The organism is Streptomyces corynorhini, from assembly GCF_003346515.1.
Lineage (GTDB): Bacteria > Actinomycetota > Actinomycetes > Streptomycetales > Streptomycetaceae > Streptomyces > Streptomyces corynorhini.
Genome location: NZ_QQNA01000053.1, coordinates 17,411 through 35,645, shown reverse-complemented (window position 1 = coordinate 35,645; position 18,235 = coordinate 17,411). Strand labels below are relative to the sequence as shown.

General features: G+C 69.9%; 16 protein-coding genes, 1 pseudogene and 1 riboswitch. Of the genes and pseudogenes, 7 read left to right on the top strand and 10 right to left on the bottom strand.

The window, feature by feature from the left end; genetic code table 11:
- Positions 1-150 precede the first annotated feature (150 nt).
- Positions 151-1,179: an aldo/keto reductase gene (locus tag DVH02_RS08380; RefSeq protein WP_114623077.1), complete on the bottom strand. Its 1,029-nt coding sequence runs from the start codon at positions 1,177-1,179 to the stop codon at positions 151-153.
- Positions 1,180-1,602: 423 nt separating this feature from the next.
- On the opposite strand from DVH02_RS08380, the gene DVH02_RS08375 reads away from it, so the two are divergent.
- The 3 genes from DVH02_RS08375 (at position 1,603) to DVH02_RS08365 (ending at position 3,451) form a co-directional block, all read left to right on the top strand.
- A complete protein-coding gene (locus DVH02_RS08375; RefSeq protein ID WP_114623098.1) occupies positions 1,603-2,154 on the top strand; it encodes a hypothetical protein in 552 nt (183 codons plus the stop codon).
- Positions 2,155-2,240: 86 nt separating this feature from the next.
- The gene (locus DVH02_RS08370) at positions 2,241-2,657 is read left to right on the top strand and encodes a tail fiber domain-containing protein (protein ID WP_233518098.1); all 417 of its coding nucleotides are present in this window, start codon (positions 2,241-2,243) and stop codon (positions 2,655-2,657) included.
- 38 nt (positions 2,658-2,695) lie between these two features.
- Positions 2,696-3,451 carry a 2OG-Fe(II) oxygenase gene (locus tag DVH02_RS08365; protein ID WP_114623097.1) on the top strand — a complete coding sequence of 252 codons (756 nt, stop codon included), beginning with the start codon at positions 2,696-2,698 and terminating at the stop codon, positions 3,449-3,451.
- A 277-nt stretch (positions 3,452-3,728) separates the two neighbouring features.
- Here DVH02_RS08365 and groL read toward each other — a convergent pair whose 3' ends face one another.
- The 4 genes from groL to thrC all read right to left on the bottom strand — a co-directional run bounded on the left by groL (position 3,729) and on the right by thrC (position 8,036).
- The gene (groL, locus tag DVH02_RS08360; protein ID WP_114623076.1) at positions 3,729-5,354 is read right to left on the bottom strand and encodes a chaperonin GroEL; all 1,626 of its coding nucleotides are present in this window, start codon (positions 5,352-5,354) and stop codon (positions 3,729-3,731) included.
- A 328-nt stretch (positions 5,355-5,682) separates the two neighbouring features.
- A complete protein-coding gene (locus DVH02_RS08355) occupies positions 5,683-5,886 on the bottom strand; it encodes a cold-shock protein (protein ID WP_005315736.1) in 204 nt (67 codons plus the stop codon).
- 383 nt (positions 5,887-6,269) lie between these two features.
- Complete coding sequence (locus DVH02_RS08350) at positions 6,270-6,545, bottom strand: ubiquitin-like small modifier protein 1 (protein WP_114623075.1); 276 nt, start codon at positions 6,543-6,545, stop codon at positions 6,270-6,272.
- 183 nt (positions 6,546-6,728) lie between these two features.
- Positions 6,729-8,036 (bottom strand): threonine synthase, encoded by a 1,308-nt coding sequence (gene thrC / locus DVH02_RS08345; RefSeq protein ID WP_114623074.1) that lies wholly within the window; start codon positions 8,034-8,036, stop codon positions 6,729-6,731.
- 17 nt (positions 8,037-8,053) lie between these two features.
- Positions 8,054-8,181: riboswitch (SAM riboswitch) on the bottom strand.
- 167 nt (positions 8,182-8,348) lie between these two features.
- On the opposite strand from thrC, the gene DVH02_RS08340 reads away from it, so the two are divergent.
- The 3 genes from DVH02_RS08340 to DVH02_RS08335 all read left to right on the top strand — a co-directional run bounded on the left by DVH02_RS08340 (position 8,349) and on the right by DVH02_RS08335 (position 11,267).
- On the top strand, positions 8,349-9,350 hold the full coding sequence (locus DVH02_RS08340) for a glucosyl-3-phosphoglycerate synthase (RefSeq protein WP_114623073.1): 1,002 nt from the start codon (positions 8,349-8,351) through the stop codon (positions 9,348-9,350).
- A 38-nt stretch (positions 9,351-9,388) separates the two neighbouring features.
- Complete coding sequence (locus tag DVH02_RS34715) at positions 9,389-9,604, top strand: hypothetical protein (RefSeq protein ID WP_147286019.1); 216 nt, start codon at positions 9,389-9,391, stop codon at positions 9,602-9,604.
- Between the two features lie 187 nt (positions 9,605-9,791).
- On the top strand, positions 9,792-11,267 hold the full coding sequence (locus tag DVH02_RS08335) for an alpha,alpha-trehalose-phosphate synthase (UDP-forming) (RefSeq protein ID WP_114623072.1): 1,476 nt from the start codon (positions 9,792-9,794) through the stop codon (positions 11,265-11,267).
- 42 nt (positions 11,268-11,309) lie between these two features.
- Here the strand turns inward: DVH02_RS08335 and DVH02_RS08330 are convergent, their stop codons facing one another.
- The 5 genes from DVH02_RS08330 to DVH02_RS08310 all read right to left on the bottom strand — a co-directional run bounded on the left by DVH02_RS08330 (position 11,310) and on the right by DVH02_RS08310 (position 17,053).
- Complete coding sequence (locus tag DVH02_RS08330; protein WP_114623071.1) at positions 11,310-14,009, bottom strand: KGGVGR-motif variant AAA ATPase; 2,700 nt, start codon at positions 14,007-14,009, stop codon at positions 11,310-11,312.
- An 11-nt stretch (positions 14,010-14,020) separates the two neighbouring features.
- Positions 14,021-14,446 carry a hypothetical protein gene (locus tag DVH02_RS08325; RefSeq protein ID WP_114623070.1) on the bottom strand — a complete coding sequence of 142 codons (426 nt, stop codon included), beginning with the start codon at positions 14,444-14,446 and terminating at the stop codon, positions 14,021-14,023.
- Between the two features lie 40 nt (positions 14,447-14,486).
- Positions 14,487-15,332: a trehalose-phosphatase gene (otsB, locus tag DVH02_RS08320; protein WP_114623069.1), complete on the bottom strand. Its 846-nt coding sequence runs from the start codon at positions 15,330-15,332 to the stop codon at positions 14,487-14,489.
- Between the two features lie 98 nt (positions 15,333-15,430).
- A complete protein-coding gene (locus DVH02_RS08315; protein ID WP_114623068.1) occupies positions 15,431-15,772 on the bottom strand; it encodes a DUF3263 domain-containing protein in 342 nt (113 codons plus the stop codon).
- 12 nt (positions 15,773-15,784) lie between these two features.
- Positions 15,785-17,053: an extracellular solute-binding protein gene (locus tag DVH02_RS08310; RefSeq protein WP_456113488.1), complete on the bottom strand. Its 1,269-nt coding sequence runs from the start codon at positions 17,051-17,053 to the stop codon at positions 15,785-15,787.
- A gap of 235 nt (positions 17,054-17,288) precedes the next feature.
- Here DVH02_RS08310 and DVH02_RS08305 point away from each other — a divergent pair.
- A pseudogene (locus tag DVH02_RS08305) lies at positions 17,289-18,203 on the top strand (ROK family protein); the annotation flags it as partial.
- Positions 18,204-18,235 lie beyond the last annotated feature (32 nt).

Sequence of the window (18,235 nt, the reverse complement as noted above, 5' to 3'; positions counted from 1 at the left end):
GGACCGCACACCCGTCGACCGCACACCCGTCGACCGCACACCCGCGGACCGCACACCCGCCAACTGGGCACCCACCGACCGAACGCCCGCCGACCGAACACCTTCGGGCTCGGCGCCCGTTCGACTGAGCACCCGTTCGCGGGTACGCGGTCAGGCGGCGGCGCGCTCGCCGACCGGCCTGCGGCGCAGCGCGGTCCGCTGGATGGCCGGCGGGTCGTAGGCCATGTCGAGGGTTCCGATGTCGGTGCCGGGAGGCACGATGGCGTCGATGCGGTCGAGGATCTCCTCGCTGAGGGTGGTCCCGGCACCTGCGAGGAGATTGTCGAGGTGCTCCATGGTGCGCGGTCCGATGATGGCGGAGGTGACGCCGGGGTGGGCGATGGCGAAGGCCATCGCCAGGTGCGTCAGCGGCATTCCGGCCTCTTCGGCGAGCGGGATGAGCTGCTCGACGGCGTCGAGCCTGCGCTCGTCGGTCAGGTGCTTGAAGCCGTAGCGGGCGCGGTGGGTTTCCGCCTGCTCGCCCTTGCGGTAACGGCCGGTGAGCAGGCCGCCCGCGAGGGGGCTCCACACCAGGGTGCCCATGCCGTAGCGCTCGCAGACGGGCAGGACCTCGCGCTCGATGCCCCGGGTGAGGATCGAGTACGGCGGCTGCTCGGTGCGGAACGGTCGCAGGCCGCGCCGCTCGGCGACCCACTGCGCCTCGACCATGTCGGACGCGGGGAAGGACGAGGCGCCGATGGCGCGGATCTTGCCCGCGCGCATCAGGTCGGTGAGGGCCGCGAGGCTCTCCTCCACGTCGGTGTCCGGTGCGGGCCTGTGCAGCTGGAACAGGTCGACGTAGTCGGTACCGAGCCTGCGCAGCGAGTCGTCCAGCGAGCGCACCAGCCAACGGCGCGAGTTGCCCTGCTGGTTGGGGTCGTCCCCCATGGGGAGGTGGGCCTTGGTGGCGAGGACGACGTTGTCCCGGCGGCCCTTGAGGGCCTTGCCGACGATCTCCTCCGACTCGCCGCGCGAGTAGACATCGGCGGTGTCGATGAAGTTGACGCCCGCGTCCAGTGCCTTGTGGATGATGCGGATCGAGTCGTCGTGGTCGGGATTGCCCAGGGCGCCGAACATCATCGCGCCCAGGCAGTACGGGCTGACCTTGATGCCGGTCCGGCCCAGTGTGCGGTACTTCATGGTGCTCCTCCTGTGCTGGGGTGCCCGCGTCGACACCTCGCGCCCACGCAAACGGAACGTCGTTCCGCTTAATACGATACGGAACACCGTTCCGTTTATCAAGGGCCGCCGACCCCGCGAGGAACCGGTCCCCGCCTCGGCACGCCGGTCTCGTGACGCCTTCTTCGGCGCTCGCTCATTGGTTTGTCCGGGTCGCTCGCGTTCGTCACCGCCCTGCCGACCGTTCATCAGATCGCGCTAACTCACGATGGTCGGCCGGTTGGGCCCGATGGGCGTGGATACGTTCGGTGCGCCGTCCGAGGAGGGCGGCACCCGTCGTGTGTGCCGTACGTGCTTGAGCCCGTGTCCGCCGCCGTCCCGGCAGCCCCGGCTGTCCTCACCGGTACGGACGCGCCCGCTCGGGCAGTTCCCATGGGAGTGGACATGAGTTTCACAGGACGCAAGACCATCGCGGTGATGGCCGCGGCTCTGGCATCGCTGGGCGCGGGGAGCGGAGTCACCGCGTCCGCGGCGGCTCCGTCGGACGCGCCGTCGAACGCGCCGTGCAGCGGGGCGGAGTGCCCGAGCCTGAAGCCGACCAGGCTCACGGCGAGCCAGGGCAGCCTGAACGTCACCCAGATGCAGTTGGAGAACCTCCACGCGATGGCGGCCGACGCGGTGACCGGGGAGCCCATCCGCGGCGCCAGGATCGTCTTCGCCACCATCGGCGGCCGGACCCTGGGGGCCGCGTACACCGACTACGACGGCGTGGCCGCGATCACCGCCCCGGAGAACCTGGGTGTCGGAACCGTCCAGGAGCTGCTGGGCGGTTACGAAGCCGCGATGGTCGGCGACGGCGTCCACGCCCCGGCCGGGGCGCACGGGGCGATCACCATCGGGATCGACCAGGGCCCCGGCGTCCCGGGAGCCCCGTGCAGCATCTGCAGCGACAGCGGGCTCAAGCGGGACGTGGTCCCGGTCGACTGGAGCCGGTAGGGATGCGGATCTTCCCCCGGCGGTCCGGGGCCGCCGATCGCCGTGCCACGGGCGGCCGTTCGGCCGACGCGCCGCCGGAATCCGCCATGGCCCCGGCCGCCCCAGCCGCCCCAGAAGCCGCCGTCGCCCCGGCCGCTCCGGTCACCCCGACCACCCCAGCCACCCTCGTCGCCCCCGTCGCCCCAGCCGCCCCCGTGACCCCCGCCGCTCCGATCGGCGCGGTCAACGGCCACGCGGTCCTGGCAACCGTGGCCGCGCTGCCCGTCAGCACCTGGCGCTACCTCTGGGAGCCCGAAGGCGTACGCCACCTCGGGCCGATGGCCCAGGACTGGCACGCCGCCTTCGGCTTCCACCAGGACGACACCACCATCCCCGTGGTCGACGGCCTCGGCGTCGCCCTGGTGTGCGTCCAGGCCCTCAACCGCCGCGTGGAAGAACTCACCGCCGAGGTGGAGCGCCTGCGGGAAGCGGCGAGCGCCGACGACGAACCCGGGGCCGCGTGACCGACCGAGGGCCGGACACCACGACGAGGCAGGACACCATGGCACGCCAGAACACCACAGCACAGCAGGACACCACCACAGCACGGCAGGACACCGCCGTGCCGCCACCCGCCGAAGCGCCCGAGGCGACGGATCAGCCGTCCCCCGTGAGCACGGACGCGATCTGGCGGCTTCCCGTGACGGTCTGCCGTATCACCCAGTTCCTGGGCGAGCGGACGGCCGACGCGTTGCTGGAGCGCGCCGTCGCCGCCACCGACGACGCGTGGCAGCCCTCCACGATCCGGGACCACGAGCTGGTCCCCGACTTCCGCAGCTCCCGGTCCCACCAGGACTTCACCGCACCCGAGTTGATGTCGGCCATCGACGAGGTGGTGGAGGCGGTCGAGCACACGCTGGGAGTCTCCTGCCGGTATACGGAACCCGACTACACCCTCAACGTCCACAACGACGGTGACTTCTACCGGGCGCACCAGGACTCCACCGCCGAGTTCTCCCCCAGGCGTCTGCTCACGTTCGTGTACTACCTGCACCGCACGCCCCGGCCGTTCGACGGCGGCGAGCTGCGGATGTTCGACGCGGCCCTCCCCCTGCACACCGGGACCACCGGAGCGTGGCAGGAGCACACCTGGCGGGACTGGGAGCCCGAGCACGACAGCATCGTCTTCTTCCGCCCCACCGCCTGGCACGAGGTACGGCCGGTCAGCTGTCCGGGCAAGCGGCACGCGGACAGCCGCTTCGCCGTCAACGGCTGGCTGTGCGCCCCCGACCCCGCGAACGCGCGGACCCGGGCGTGACTCGTCAGCTCACCCGTACCGAAAGCAGGGCACCACACAGGGGAGGAGGCGCCGCCATGCCCCCCCAGTCCAGCTGATCACGCCCAGCTGACCGTCGAGGTCACTTCCCACGACCGCGACACCGAAAGGCCCGAAAGACCCGGAAGGGTACGGAAGGGTACGGAAAAGCCCGAGGGCGGCATCCCCTCCGCGGACTGCGGAAATCCGCAGACTGCCAGAAGGAATGCCGCCCTCGGTCAGGACAAGTCGATCCGCTGGGGCCGGGGCCCCGGTCGGATCAGAAGTCCATGTCACCGCCCGGCATGCCGCCGCCCGCGGGGGCCGCGCCGGCCTTCTCGGGCTTGTCGGCGATGACGGCTTCCGTCGTGAGGAACAGCGCGGCGATGGACGCGGCGTTCTGCAGAGCGGAGCGCGTGACCTTCGCCGGGTCGATGATGCCCTCGGCGATCATGTCGACGTACTCGCCGGTCGCGGCGTTCAGGCCGTGACCGACCGTCAGGTTGCGGACCTTCTCGACGACGACGCCGCCCTCAAGACCACCGTTGACGGCGATCTGCTTGAGGGGGGCCTCCAGCGCGAGCTTCACGGCGTTGGCGCCGGTCGCCTCGTCGCCCGTCAGCTCAAGCTTCTCGAAGACCGAGGAAGCCTGGAGCAGAGCCACGCCACCACCGGCGACGATGCCCTCCTCGACGGCGGCCTTGGCGTTGCGCACCGCGTCCTCGATGCGGTGCTTGCGCTCCTTCAGCTCGACCTCGGTCGCGGCGCCGGCCTTGATGACGGCCACGCCGCCGGCCAGCTTCGCGAGGCGCTCCTGGAGCTTCTCGCGGTCGTAGTCCGAGTCGCTGTTCTCGATCTCGGCGCGGATCTGGTTGACCCGACCGGCGACCTGGTCGCTGTCACCGGCACCGTCGACGATGGTGGTCTCGTCCTTGGTGATGACGACCTTGCGGGCACGGCCCAGCAGGTCGAGACCGGCGTTCTCCAGCTTGAGGCCGACCTCCTCGGAGATGACCGTACCGCCGGTGAGGATGGCGATGTCGTTGAGCATGGCCTTGCGGCGGTCACCGAAGCCCGGGGCCTTGACGGCGACGGACTTGAAGGTGCCGCGGATCTTGTTGACGACCAGGGTCGACAGCGCCTCGCCCTCGACGTCCTCCGCGATGATCAGCAGGGGCTTGCCCGACTGCATGACCTTCTCCAGCAGCGGAAGGAGGTCCTTCACGTTGCCGATCTTGGAGTTGACGATCAGGAGGTACGGGTCGTCGAGCGACGCCTCCATGCGCTCCATGTCGGTGGCGAAGTACGCCGAGATGTAGCCCTTGTCGAAGCGCATGCCCTCCGTCAGTTCGAGTTCGAGACCGAAGGTCTGCGACTCCTCGACGGTGATGACGCCTTCCTTGCCGACCTTGTCCATGGCCTCGGCGATCAGCTCGCCGATCTGGGTGTCGGCGGCGGAGATGGAGGCCGTCGAAGCGATCTGCTCCTTGGTCTCCACGTCCTTGGCCTGCTCCAGCAGGGCACCGGAGACGGCCTCGACGGCCTTCTCGATACCGCGCTTGAGGGCCATCGGGTTGGCGCCGGCGGCCACGTTGCGCAGGCCCTCGCGGACGAGCGCCTGGGCGAGAACGGTCGCGGTGGTCGTACCGTCACCAGCGACGTCGTCCGTCTTCTTGGCGACTTCCTTGACCAGCTCGGCGCCGATCTTCTCGTACGGGTCCTCGAGCTCGATCTCCTTGGCGATGGACACACCATCGTTGGTGATCGTGGGGGCGCCCCACTTCTTCTCGAGGACGACGTTGCGACCCTTGGGACCAAGGGTGACCTTGACGGCGTCGGCGAGCTGGTTCATCCCGCGCTCGAGACCGCGCCGTGCCTCCTCGTCGAACGCGATGATCTTGGCCATGTGAAGTGGTCCTCCCGGACTGGGGTGGATTGCTCCGGACCGCGTTGGCGCCCGCGACGGACGGCCTGAGAGTCGTGTGGTTCCTTGCCCCACCGACCCTGCGGGCCTCGCCGACCCGGTCCTAAGTTGTCACTCTCACTTGCAGAGTGCTAACGCCAATAATTAGCACTCGACCCCAGAGAGTGCAAGCGCCCGCAGGGCATCGTGGTACCGAGGGGGAGACGTCACTCACGCGCGTGGGGCCCGCATCCATGTTCTGGATGCGGGCCCCACGGGCGTGAGTGACGTGCGATGTGTCGTGAGTGCGTCGGTGGCCGATCGCGCCGGGTCAGACGGCGAGCTTGACCATGTCAGCCTGCGGACCCTTCTGGCCCTGCGAGATCTCGAACTCCACTCGCTGACCTTCTTCAAGGGTGCGGTAGCCGTCCATCTGAATCGCGCTGTAGTGGACGAAAACATCCGCACCACCGTCTACCGCGATGAAGCCGTAGCCCTTCTCCGCGTTGAACCACTTGACGGTGCCCTGAGCCATGCCTAACTCCCCTATTACTGGCCCTTGCACGGGGCCACACTTCGCGCCGGAACGCATCGACCGCCGCTGAATGTATCTGCCCAACTGCCCTCTGCAACAGGGCAATCGGCGGAGAAATCTGGGGGTGGCCGAACTCGCATAGCGTTGAATTCGCTGCGATCCAGGGCAAGTCGGGCCGGGCAAAGCGCATCTAACGCGCAAAGGCCATCCGGAGATCGGTCCCATGTTGTCGCGTTCTCGCGTGCGCCGATCAAGATCGACGGAGGGGCCTTCCCCTACTCTATCGCGCTCAACCATGCAGAATGGCCCCCTCCGCTTCTGCCGCGGAGAGGGCCATGCCGGTGACGGGGAGTACGCGGCACCCGGGGTGCGCGTACGGAGAGTCAGCCTCCCGCGACGGCCGGGATGATCGAGATGCCGGCGCCCGCGGGGGTGGCGGTCTCCAGGCCCTGCTCGAACCGGACGTCGTCGTCGTTCACGTACACGTTCACGAAGCGGCGCAGCTTGCCCTGGTCGTCCAGGACGCGGGCGGCGATGCCCGGATGGTTGCTCTCCAGGGACTGGATGACCTCGGAGAGGGTGGCGCCCTCCGCCGGGACCTCGGCCTGTCCCGCGGTGTAGGTACGGAGGATGGTGGGGATACGGACCTTGACGCTCATGACGGGTGCCCTGCCTTTCTGCGGAAGCCTGGGTAAGGCCGCGGAAGCCCGCGAGCCTGCTGAAAGTCTGCGGAAGCCCACGAACTCGCGAGCCTGCGAGCCCGCGAGCCAGCCGGAAAAGCCCGCGGAATCCGAGGACGCCGCGAGGACGCCCGAGGACGTCCTCGGGGGAAGTCCCGGGCCTCAGCTCGCCGCGAGGCCCGCGTCGCGGAACGCGTCGAGGCTCGGGCGGATGGTCGCGGTCGGTCCGGTCGTCGGCGCCACGGCGTCGAGGGTCTTCAGCCCGTCGCCTGTGTTCAGGACGACGGTGGTGAGGGTCGGGTCGAGGAGCCCGGACTCGATGAGCTTCTTCGTGACGCCCACGGTGACCCCGCCCGCCGTCTCGGCGAAGATCCCCTCGGTGCGCGCCAGCAGCTTGATCGCGTCGACGATCTGCTCGTCGTCGACGTCCTCGACGGCGCCGCCGGTACGGCGGGCGATGTCCAGGACGTACGGTCCGTCGGCCGGGTTGCCGATCGCCAGCGACTTGGCGATGGTGTCGGGCTTCTGCGGCCGTACGACGTCGTGGCCCGCCTTGAAGGCGGTCGAGACCGGCGAGCAGCCCTTGGCCTGGGCGCCGAAGATCTTGTACGGCTTGTCCTCGACCAGACCGAGCTTGATCAGCTCCTGAAGACCCTTGTCGATCTTCGTGAGCTGCGATCCCGAGGCGATCGGGATGACGAGCTGGTCGGGCAGGCGCCAGCCGAGCTGCTCGCAGATCTCGTACGCGAGGGTCTTGGAGCCCTCGCCGTAGTACGGCCGGAGGTTGACGTTGACGAAGCCCCAGCCCTCGCCGAGCGGGTCGCCGATCAGCTCGGAGCAGAAACGGTTCACGTCGTCGTAGTTGCCCTCGATGCCGACCAGGTCCCCGCCGTACACCGCGGCCATGACGACCTTGCCCTGCTCCAGGTCGTGCGGGATGAACACGCAGGAGCGGAAACCGGCGCGGGCGGCAGCCGCGCCGACCGCGCCCGCGAGGTTGCCGGTGGAGGAGCAGGAGAGCGTGGTGAAGCCGAAGGCGCGGGCGGCCTCGACGGCGATGGCCACGACGCGGTCCTTGAAGGAGTGCGTCGGGTTGCCGGAGTCGTCCTTGACGTGCAGCGAGCCGGTGATGCCCAGCTCACGGGCGAGATTGTCGGCCTTGACGAGCTTGGTGAAGCCGGGGTTGATGTTCGGCTTCGAGGCGACGTCGGCGGGGACGGGCAGCAGCGGCGCGTAGCGCCAGATGTTGTCGGGTCCCGCGGCGATGCGCTTCTTCAGCTCGTCGGGGGTGCCGCTCGGCAGGTCGTACGCGACTTCGAGCGGCCCGAAACAGCTCGCACAGGCGAAGATGGGGCCGAGGTCGAACCGCTCTCCGCATTCGCGGCACGAGAGCGCGGCGGCGGGTCCGAGGTCGACGGTGGTGCCGGCGGCGTTGGCGCCGGTGCCGTTCTGGACGGTCTGCACAGCCATGGAGGCGAGGCCCTTTCTCCTCATCTTCCTCGCGACGTACTTCGCCACGAGACGGAATTGGCACCTTCCCCACCGTGACCTCGCGGTCGGCGGGAGGGTTGCCGGGACTTCAACGGGCCGTTCCCTCAGTCCCTCTGGATGAGCGCTATGGCGCCGGACCTGGGGTCCGGTGCTTTTGTTTCCCCCTCGACCCCGGCATGCGGCGGTCAAGGACGTTGTTCAAGACTGTAACCGAAGGAGTGCACGGTTGAGATAGCCGTCCGCACCGCGAGATGGATCACGTTTTATGGATCAGCGCAGGGAGTACCGAACGTGCTGGAAGAGGTGGAACGCTGGCTGACCAGGCGTTCCTGGTCAGCCACCGACCGTACGCTCGACCAGTTGCTGGCGGCGAAGGCCGCCCGGGGCGCCACCGTGAGTGTGGTGCTTCCGGCGCTGGACGAGGAGGAGACGGTCGGGGAGATCGTCTCCGTGATCCGGCGTGAGCTGATGGTGGAGGCCCGGCTGGTCGATGAGCTGGTGGTGATCGACTCGGGCTCCACCGACCGTACGTCCGAGGTGGCGGCGGCGGCCGGGGCGCGGGTGGTGCACCGGGACGCGATACTGCCGCGGCTGCCCGCGCTGCCCGGCAAGGGCGAGGTGCTGTGGCGGTCGCTGCTGGTGACGCGCGGGGACATCGTCTGCTTCGTGGACGCGGATCTGCGCGATTTCTCGGCGGATTTCGTCTCCGGGATCGTCGGCCCGCTGCTGACGGAGCCGGATGTGCAGTTCGTGAAGGCGATGTACGACCGCCCCCTGACGCTGCCAGGAGAGACCGGCGATCACGAGGGTGGCCGGACCGGCGGGCAGGGCGGCGGTCCTGCGGGCGGCCAGGGCGGGCGGGTGACCGAGCTGGTGGCGCGCCCGCTGCTCAATCTGCACTGGCCCCGGCTGGCCGGGTTCGTACAGCCGCTGGGCGGGGAATACGCGGCGCGGCGCTCGCTGCTGGAGCGGCTGCCGTTCCCCGTGGGGTACGGGGTGGAGCTGGGGCTCCTGGTGGACGCGTTGCACACGGTGGGGCTCGACGCGCTGGCGCAGGTCGATGTCGGGGTACGGCGCCACCGCCATCAGGACGACCGGGCGCTGGGGCGGATGGCCGCGGCGATCTACCGTACGGCGCAGCTGCGGCTCTCCCGGGGCCATCTGGTGCGGCCGCGGCTGACGCAGTTCGAGCGGGACGGGGACGGGTTCACGCCGCACACGCACGCGGTGGACACGGAGGAGCGTCCGCCGGTGCGGGAGATCGCGGAGTACCCGGCCGGACGCGCGGCGTAACAGATTATTTTCGTATCCAATGTCTAGATTCTCGCTCCATGAGCGCAGATCTCTGGACGAGTAACGGCCTCCTGACCCCGAACCTCATGGACCCGAGCTTCGTCGGCGTCGCCGGCATGCGGCAGTGGGCGGTGACCGCCCTGGCCCAGACCGGGAGCGCCGCCGAGCGGCTGTGGCTGCTGGGCGGCGTGGCGCTCGCGCTGACCGGGGCCGGGGTCGTCGCGCTGGCCGCCGCGCGCGGCGGGCGCGACTGACCGGCACTGCGTGCGGTACGGCGGAGCGGCGGTACGGCGGAGCGGCGCGACGGAACCGTACGACCGGCCGGTACGACTGCCGGTACCACTGGCCGGTATCACTGGCTGGTACCACTGGCCGGTACCTGGCCGGTACGGCGGCCTCCCGTACGTTTGAGCGTTTCCCGTACGGGCTAGGTTTCGGCACATGGTCTCCGATCACCCTGTCCCGTCTGCCCCCGCGGCCTCCTCCGCCTCTGCTGGCCCCGCCCGCGCCCGGGTCCTCGTCGCCTCCAACCGCGGCCCGGTCTCGTACACCCTGCGCGACGACGGCGCCCTGGTCGCCAAGAGGGGCGGCGGCGGGCTGGTGTCGGGGCTCTCGGCCATCGGCCCGGACACGGATGCCGTGTGGGTGTGCGCCGCGCTCGGCGACGGCGACCGCGAGGCCGTGCGGCGGCTGGACGGCAGGCTCGACCCCGCGGACACCGGCGGGCAGCGCGTCCGCATGCTCGGTATCCCGCCCGAGGTGTACGCGGACGCGTACAACGGCGTGGCGAACTCGACGCTCTGGTTCGTCCACCACCTCCTCTACCAGACCCCGCTGGAGCCGTCCTTCGGCCCGGAGTTCCGCGCCCAGTGGGCCTCGTACGAGGCGTACAACCGGGCCTTCGCCGAGGCCCTGGCCGACGAGGCCGCCGACGGCGCGGCCGTCCTCGTGCAGGACTACCACCTGGCGCTGGTGCCCGGAATGCTGCGCGCGCTGCGCCCCGACCTGTCGATCGGGCACTTCTCGCACACCCCGTGGGCGCCCGTCGACTACTTCCGGCTGCTCCCCGACGACATCGCGCGCCAGCTCCTGCGCGGCATCCTGGGCGCCGACCGCGCCGCCTTCCTGACCCACCGCTGGGCCGACGCCTTCACCGCGTGCTGCGCGGAGCTGCTGGGCGGTACGGGCAAGACGCGCGTCGGCGTGCACGGCCTCGGCGCCGACGCCGACTTCCTGCGCGAGCGCGCCCACCGCCCGGATGTGGACGAGCGCATCGCGACCCTGCGCGAGCAGATCGGCAGGGCTCCGGACGGTTCGCGGCGCAGGACCGTCGTGCGGGTCGACCGCACGGAGCTGTCGAAGAACATCGTCCGCGGACTGCTCGCCTACCGCCAGCTCCTCGTGGACCACCCCGAGTGGCGCGAGCGCGTCGCCCACGTCGCCTTCGCCTACCCCTCCCGGCAGGACCTGGCGGTCTACCGCGACTACACGGCCGAGGTGCAGCGGGTCGCCGACGAGATCAACACCGAGTTCGGCACGTACGGCTGGACCCCGGTCGTGCTGCACGTCAAGGACGACTTCGCCCGCTCCCTGGCCGCCTACCGGCTGGCCGATGTCGCGCTGGTCAACCCGATCCGCGACGGGATGAACCTGGTCGCGAAGGAGATCCCCGTCGTCTCCGAGCGCGGCTGCGCGCTGGTCCTCTCGCGTGAGGCGGGCGCCTACGAGGAGCTGGGCGAGGACGCGCTGGTGATCAACCCGTACGACATCAGCGCCACCGCGACCGCCCTCCACGACGCCCTCTCCCTCCCGGACGGCGACCGCGCGGAACGCACCAAGCGCCTGGCCGCCGCCGCGACGGCGCTGCCGCCGCAACGCTGGTTCCTGGACCAGCTGGAGGCGCTGCGCGAGGGCTGAGCCGGGGCCCCAGGCGAGTGGTGCGAAGTGCAGAGGACCGGCTCAATTCACGATGCGCGCGCTACCGCGCGCAGTTCGGAACTTCAGCGCATGTCGGTAGATCTCCGGAAGTCGGTAGCGCCCGTCATGGTCCCTCACCAGAGCTCCGGCCTCGGTGAGTTCGGCGACCTCTCCAGGCTCCAGCCCCACGTCCTCCGCCGTGAAAGGCATGGGCACTGTGGCGGCAAATTCCCTCAAGCGTCTGAGTCGGTCCTCCAGCGTCGGGTTCTCCTGGGCCAGTTCGACAAACTTATGCTCGCTGCACGGCACGAGGGCATCACGCATAGCAGCTGGGGTGAGCAATCGGTCTTCCCAATCACGGTCGCCACGGGACCCTTCAGCCGCCTCGCTGAGGAAGCGCACCACGTCGCGGGCCTGTACCTGCTTGTTGAAGTCAGCGAGGGCCGCCGGCACCCATCGGTGCGAAATGGCCTGGCGGGACTTCTCCCGCCCCATCTTGGCGCCCCAGACCGGAACCAATTCCTCGGCGATCCGTTCCCGGGACAGGTCCATCAGATCTTCCACCGGACGCGGAACCGCCCCTGCGGTCACGGCTACCCAGAGGGCAAGCCGCAGCGCCTCCTGCGCGTCCCAGTGCAGCGCGTACGGGGCGTATCGGTCCAAGAACTGGCCGTTGTTCTGGCGCAGGGCCGCGAGAACCAGGTCCCGCCGCGCGAAGATCACGATGCCGAGCGGGCGGCCCCGCAGCATCCGCAGCCAGTCCGGCACTTCGGTGAACAGAGACCGCAAGGCGGTGAGTTTGTTCTCTCCGTCGAGCGCCTGGAAGAAATCCTCAAGACCGTCGAGCACGAAGATCAGGCGACGCTGCTTCCCTCGCTCGATGAGCAGCCGCTCCGGGTCCTCGTCCCGCACTGCGGGCCCATACGCGGCGAGGACCATGCACCGCAGCCACACTGTGCGCCAGTAGTCGACGTCTTCGCTGCGCGGACTCTTCAGTTCTTCCCGGAGGATACGCTTGATGTCCTGCGCGGTCGCTCCGTGGCCCTTCGCCAGCATGTCCCGCCGGGCCTGCGGCCCCGTGCGTCCCTCGACCGACTGATCCATGTTCGTGGGGTCGAGGACCGGCACCACCGAGGCCGTCACCTGTACGGTCTCATTCGCCTTTCCGGCGAAATCCGACCACTCTCCCTCTGCACACAACCGCGCGTAGGTGAAGGTCTTGCCGGCGCCTTTCGCCCCCACGACGACAGCGACGGGAAGCGTGGTGCGATGATCACCCACCAGACGCCGGAGTGGCTCGGTCGCCAGGAACCCGAGAGCGCCGTCCAGCGCGGTCTTTTCGGCGAAGATGAGCGACTTGGCCTGCTGGTAGAGGAGATCACGTCCGTCAGAGACGCTGCCGATTGGCTTCTGTTCCGGCTTCGCCGGCCGGATCGGCGCCAATTCGACGAGCCTTTCGCCGACCCCGCAGCGGCGTACGACATCCAACGCGTCGTTCCAGGACCTCGGCAGAGCGAGCAATTCGTCCCGGAACGGGCTGGTGATGGTTTCGGTGAGCACCTGAGCGTCCACCTCTGGGGTGGGAAGACCCGCGCCTCCCGCCATCTCACCAGCCGGGCGCGCGACGCACAGCTCCGCCAGCGCCTCGGAGAACCGGGTCCGGGCCGTCGCTACCTGCTCGGTGTGCGTGTCCAACCGGTACTGCGTGATAATTCCCGCCGGCGAGGGGTCCTGGCCCGTCACAGCGGGTGCAGCGACCGCCAGCTGACGGATCAACCGCTCCGTGCCGTCCAGCGACTGACTACTCAGCGTTGCGACGAACATACGCTGTACCCGTGGATCGAGCAGGATCGGCGCGGACAGTTCCGACGCGCCTGCCCGGAGATCCACAATCACCGTATCCAGACCAGCGGCAGCGGCCACTTCTGCCAACGCCTCGGTCAGGAAGTAAAGAGATCTGCCCGGCATGGCCAGATCGGCGGGCTCTATACGCGAAGGCCCCAACCTGGCCCGTCGGCTGGCGGGCATCACCACCAGCTTGCCCTCCGGATACCGGGCGGCCTCCTGGTTGAGCAGATACTGAGCGGCCACTCGCGCGGCGGGAACGACATCACCGTCCACGGAACCGTGCAGCAGGGCCAGCAGGTCCTCGTAGCTAATGTCACAGGCGCCGCCCTGCGCCTGGTGCATCCAGGTAATGCCCGGCGCCTCCAGATCGCCGTCCACCAGCAGCACACCGTGCCCGCGTCCAGCAAGGAGGTCGGCCAGGGCAACCGCGTGAACCGTACGGCCGGCTCCGCCCTTGAACGAGTGAAACGCGATCACCTGTACATCAGCGGCGAAGGCCGACTGCTCGGGGCGAGGCAGCGGATGAGCGAGCTGGCCCGTGATCCGGCGCTGCATCAGACGCGGTGTACGCTCGCCCGGGTCGAAGGACTCCTCATGGATCAGGCGGACGATCAGCCCGTCGGCAGGCAAGTCTCCAGGCCGGTCCAGCAGCAGGACGGGCGCTCCGGCCTCGCCCTCGACTGAGCCGGTGCCGAAGACATCGTCCAGCCAGCCACGTGCCTGAGGCTCCGTCGTCCCTGGCACGACAGTGAGTTCCAGGCCGTCCCACCAGGCGCTTGCCTCCAGCAGCCAGTTGGGCCAGCGGCCTGCCACGGCCAGCTCAGCGCAGCGTTCGTCCACGTCGACCCAGGTCAACAAGTTTGCCGAGGCCGGCGGGGCGTAACCGTCCACCATTGATTCTCCGCTCACGGACATGTGCGTGCCGCCTCGATCAGATGGCGCAGGGCCACGAGAGCTTGCTGCTCCTCCCCTGGGTCCAGATCAGCACCGTAACGCCATGCCTGGTGCAAATCCTTCGCCGCCACGGGCTGATCGGCACCGGGCACCGAAGTGTCCTTCTCTCTGCGTTTGCAGGCCATGACCGCCGCCTGAACAGACACCGGCAGCCGCAGCTCTTTGGCCAGGTCACGGAGATCGTGAGTCCTCTCCGGCAGCTGGGACGTATCGCGTGCCTTGCGGCGGCGCAAGATCCCTGCCTTCAGTCCGCACTCGGCGCTGTAGAAGAGCAGCAGGCCGGCGGTGGTCCGGTCACCACCCTTCTCCGCCTCGTCCCCCCGCCGCAGCAGCCGCTCCTGGCTCCTGAGTAATTGCCTCACGTTCACGTTCACCATGCACCCACCGTAGGATAATTCCTTTTATACAGTGAGTGATTCAGCTAAAATGGACTGCGAGCGCCCCCAGGAAGTTCGCGACCGCCTCCGGGCCCGGGAGGACCAGGTCGGCGCGTTCGGCCAGTTCGGGGACTTCGGTGCCGCTGCACACCAGGAGGCCGGGGTGGCCGTCGGAGCGGAGTTTCTCGACGGCCGCGTAGGCCGGGAGGTCGCCCAGGTCGTCGCCCGCGTAGAGGACGGTCTCGGCGCCGACCTCGCGTACGTACTCCAGCAGGGCGACGCCCTTGTCCATGCCGGGCGGGCGCAGTTCCAGGACCATGCGGCCGGGTTCGACGATGAGGCCGTGGCGGGCGGCCAGTTCGCTCAGCGGGTCGCGCAGGGCGTCGAAGGCGGCCTGGGGGTCGCCGGCCCGGCGGGTGTGGACGGCGACGGCCTGGCCCTTCTCCTCGATCCAGGTCCCGCGCCAGGCGCCGAACCGGTCCAGGAAACCGGGAAGTTCGGCGCGGACCGCCGCGACGCCGTCGTGCGGGGCGGGGGCGCGGACCGTGCCCGTGACCGCGTCCCAGCGTTCGGCGCCGTAGTGGCCGAGGACCACGAGGTGGTCCAGGCCCGGCACCCCGGCGAAGCCGCCGTACCGTACCGCGACCCCGGCCGGCCGGCCGGTGACGACGGCGACCGACGCGACGCGCGGCGCGAGAGCGGCCAGCGCGGGGACGGCGCGCGGGTGGGCGCGGGCCCGTTCGGGGTCGGGGACGATGTCGGCGAGGGTGCCGTCGAAGTCGAGGGCGACGACGGCTTTCCCCGGCCGGGCGAGAAGCGCGGCCAGGCCGTCGGCCCCGGCGGGGGTCGTCGGATCCGGCAGGAGGGGATGCGGAGGGCTGCCCATGCCCCGAGCCTATCCGCGCCCATCAGCTCTTTCAGCCCTTTCAGCCCTTTCGACCGGGTCCGCACGCCGTCCCCGGCCGGGCCGGGCCCTGCGCCTCGCTAGCGCCTCGCGCGCCTCGCGTCGCGGACCCGGCGCAGCCTGTTCACCGTCACCGGGTCGTGCTCGGCCGCGCGCGGGTCGTCCAGCAACGCGCCGAGCAGCTGGTAGTAGCGGGTCGGGGACAGCCCCAGCCGCTCCCTGATCGCCCGCTCCTTGGCACCGGGCCCCGGCCAGCCGCGCCGCTCGACGGCGAGTACGGCGCGGTCCCGCTCGGAGAGCCCGGCGGGCGCCGCGGGTGCCCCGGGCGCTGCGGAGCACGCGGGCTCCGCGGGCGCCCCAGGCTCCGCGGGCTCCGCGGGGCGCTCCGCGTCCGGCGTATCAGGGGTCTCGGCGGCGGTCATCTGACCTACACGCTACTCGGCGGCCTCGGCGGACGACGCGTCACGCGCGATCTGCCCGAGGACATTGGACGGGCTCGCGCCCTTCTCGACCGCCCTGCCGATGTTCTTCTTCAGGCTGTCGCTCACCGTCCCCCAGGAGTTCTTGCCGTACGGAAGCAGCTCGGAGGCCGGCAGCGCCTCCAGGAACTTCCGCAGGTCGGCGTGGGAGTCGTCCGCCACCATGGCGTCGTTCGCGCTGTAGGTGACGGGCAGCAGATCGTACTGACCGGCGAAGTTCAGGACGTTCTTGTCCTCGTACGTGTAGTCCAGGAAGCGGCCGACCTCGCGACGGTGGCCGTTCTGCTTGAAGGCCATCATCCAGTCGGCGACCCCCATGGTGGACTTCGCCTTGCCGTTGGTGCCGGGCAGCGGCACCATGCCGACCTTGATCCCGCTCTTCTTGGCGTCCTGCATCAGCGTGGGGTGGCCGTTGAGCATGCCGACCTGGCCGCTGGTGAACGCCTTGAAGGCGGTGGCACGGTCCAGTTCACGAGGAGCGACCGGACCGGTCAGCCCGGCTCCCACCAGGTCCTTCTGGAGCCACTGGAAGGTCTCTATGTTCTGCGGCGAGTCGATGTTGTACGAGCCGTCGGCGGTGTCCGTGTAGCCGCCCCCGCCGCTCAGCAGCCACATCATCGTCTCGCTCTGCGCCTCTTCCGAGCCGAGCGGTATCGCGATCGGCGTCGTCACGCCCTTCTCCTTGAGCGCCTCGGCGTCGGACTTGATGTCCGCCCAGTTCTTCGGGGCGCTGATACCGGCCTCGGTGAAGAGGTCCTCGTTGTAGAAGAGCAGCCGGGTGGAGGCGACGAACGGCAGTCCGTACTGCACGCGGTGGACCTTGCCCGCCTCGGAGAGCTGGCTGAGGAAGTTCGACTGCGTGGGAACGGAGAGGAGTTCGTCGGCGGTGTAGAGCTTTTCCTGCTTGGCGTAGTGGGAGTACGAGCCGATCTGCGCGATGTCCGGCGCCTTGCCGTTCTCGACCATCTCGGCGACATCCGCGTCGATGGTCTTCCAGGGGCGGACATCGACATCGATCTTGATACCGGGGTTCTTGCTCTCGAACTCCGAGGCCAGCGCTTTCCAGTACTTCTCCGAACTGGTCCGCGCGTTGGTGCCGTAATCCGCGGCCACGAGTTTGAGGGTGACGTCTGCGGCGCCTCCCGTACCGCCGCAACCGGCGAGCGCCATGGTCATGCCCAGTGCGGCTATCGCCGCGGTCATTCCGGAGTAGCGCTGTCGCACAGCTGTGTTCCCGCCCTTTTGTTTCTCGCGTCTCAACACGCACGTACGTGGGGCACGCGCGCCGTACTCAACAGAACCGGCCAAGGTGACGCGATGTGATGAGGCACATGATTTTCTCCTATGCGGAGGTTTGAGGTCTACCCGAGGGTGGTTTCGCTTCGGCAACACCTGTCGCGGTGATCTATGCAGAGCAGTGGACTAGACCTTTTACGGTTCCACGCGCGAGACTGTTCCCGTGAGACACGTCATCGCCCTCGATGTGGGCGGCACCGGCATGAAAGCCGCCCTCGTGGGGGCGGACGGCACGCTGCTCCACGAGGTGCGCCGGGCGACCGGCAGGGAGCGCGGGCCCGAGGCGGTCGTGGAGGGCATCCTCGGCTTCGCCGCCGACCTGCGCGCGTACGGCGCGGAGCGCTTCGGCGCGGGCGCCGTCGCCGCCGGGGTCGCGGTGCCCGGGATCGTCGACGCCGAGCGGGGCATAGCGCTGTACGCGGCGAACCTCGGCTGGCGCGACGTACCGCTGCGCGAGCTGCTCGCGGCCCGGCTGGGCGGCGTACCGGTGGCGCTGGGGCACGACGTGCGCACCGGCGGGCTGGCCGAGGGGCGGCTCGGCGCGGGGCGCGGCGCCGACCGCTTCCTCTTCGTGCCGCTGGGCACCGGGATCGCCGGGGCCATCGGCATCGACGGCGCCATCGAGGCGGGCGCCCACGGCTCGGCGGGCGAGATCGGCCATGTGGTCGTCAGGCCCGACGGCCCCGAGTGCGGCTGCGGTCAGCGCGGCTGCCTGGAGACGCTGGCCTCCGCCGCCGCCGTGACCCGTGCCTGGGCGGCGGCGAGCGGCGACCCCACGGCGGACGCCGCCGACTGCGCCAAGGCCGTCGAGTCCGGCGATCCGGCGGCCGTACGGGTCTGGCGGGCGGCGGTCGACGCGCTGGCCGCCGGGCTGGTCACCGCGCTCACTCTGCTGGACCCGCGCACGCTGATCATCGGCGGCGGTCTCGCCGAGGCCGGGGACACCCTGTTCACCCCGCTGCGGGCGGCGGTCGAGGCGCGCGTCACGTTCCAGGCGCTGCCGGAGATCGTCCCGGCGGCGCTCGGGGACACGGCGGGATGCCTGGGCGCCGGACTGCTGGCCTGGGACCTGGTGGCGGCTGGGGCCGGTGAGGCTCGTGAATCCACTGA

What these genes read in the sequence shown, in the direction of transcription:
- DVH02_RS08380 (WP_114623077.1), bottom strand. Translation starts at nt 1,179, where the DNA reads ATGAAGTACCGCACACTGGGCCGGACCGGCATCAAGGTCAGCCCGTAC.
- DVH02_RS08375 (WP_114623098.1), top strand. Translation starts at nt 1,603, where the DNA reads ATGAGTTTCACAGGACGCAAGACCATCGCGGTGATGGCCGCGGCTCTG.
- DVH02_RS08370 (WP_233518098.1), top strand. Translation starts at nt 2,241, where the DNA reads ATGGCCCCGGCCGCCCCAGCCGCCCCAGAAGCCGCCGTCGCCCCGGCC.
- DVH02_RS08365 (WP_114623097.1), top strand. Translation starts at nt 2,696, where the DNA reads ATGGCACGCCAGAACACCACAGCACAGCAGGACACCACCACAGCACGG.
- groL (WP_114623076.1), bottom strand. Translation starts at nt 5,354, where the DNA reads ATGGCCAAGATCATCGCGTTCGACGAGGAGGCACGGCGCGGTCTCGAG.
- DVH02_RS08355 (WP_005315736.1), bottom strand. Translation starts at nt 5,886, where the DNA reads ATGGCTCAGGGCACCGTCAAGTGGTTCAACGCGGAGAAGGGCTACGGC.
- DVH02_RS08350 (WP_114623075.1), bottom strand. Translation starts at nt 6,545, where the DNA reads ATGAGCGTCAAGGTCCGTATCCCCACCATCCTCCGTACCTACACCGCG.
- thrC (WP_114623074.1), bottom strand. Translation starts at nt 8,036, where the DNA reads ATGGCTGTGCAGACCGTCCAGAACGGCACCGGCGCCAACGCCGCCGGC.
- DVH02_RS34715 (WP_147286019.1), top strand. Translation starts at nt 9,389, where the DNA reads ATGAGCGCAGATCTCTGGACGAGTAACGGCCTCCTGACCCCGAACCTC.
- DVH02_RS08335 (WP_114623072.1), top strand. Translation starts at nt 9,792, where the DNA reads ATGGTCTCCGATCACCCTGTCCCGTCTGCCCCCGCGGCCTCCTCCGCC.
- DVH02_RS08330 (WP_114623071.1), bottom strand. Translation starts at nt 14,009, where the DNA reads ATGGTGGACGGTTACGCCCCGCCGGCCTCGGCAAACTTGTTGACCTGG.
- DVH02_RS08325 (WP_114623070.1), bottom strand. Translation starts at nt 14,446, where the DNA reads ATGGTGAACGTGAACGTGAGGCAATTACTCAGGAGCCAGGAGCGGCTG.
- otsB (WP_114623069.1), bottom strand. Translation starts at nt 15,332, where the DNA reads ATGGGCAGCCCTCCGCATCCCCTCCTGCCGGATCCGACGACCCCCGCC.
- DVH02_RS08315 (WP_114623068.1), bottom strand. Translation starts at nt 15,772, where the DNA reads ATGACCGCCGCCGAGACCCCTGATACGCCGGACGCGGAGCGCCCCGCG.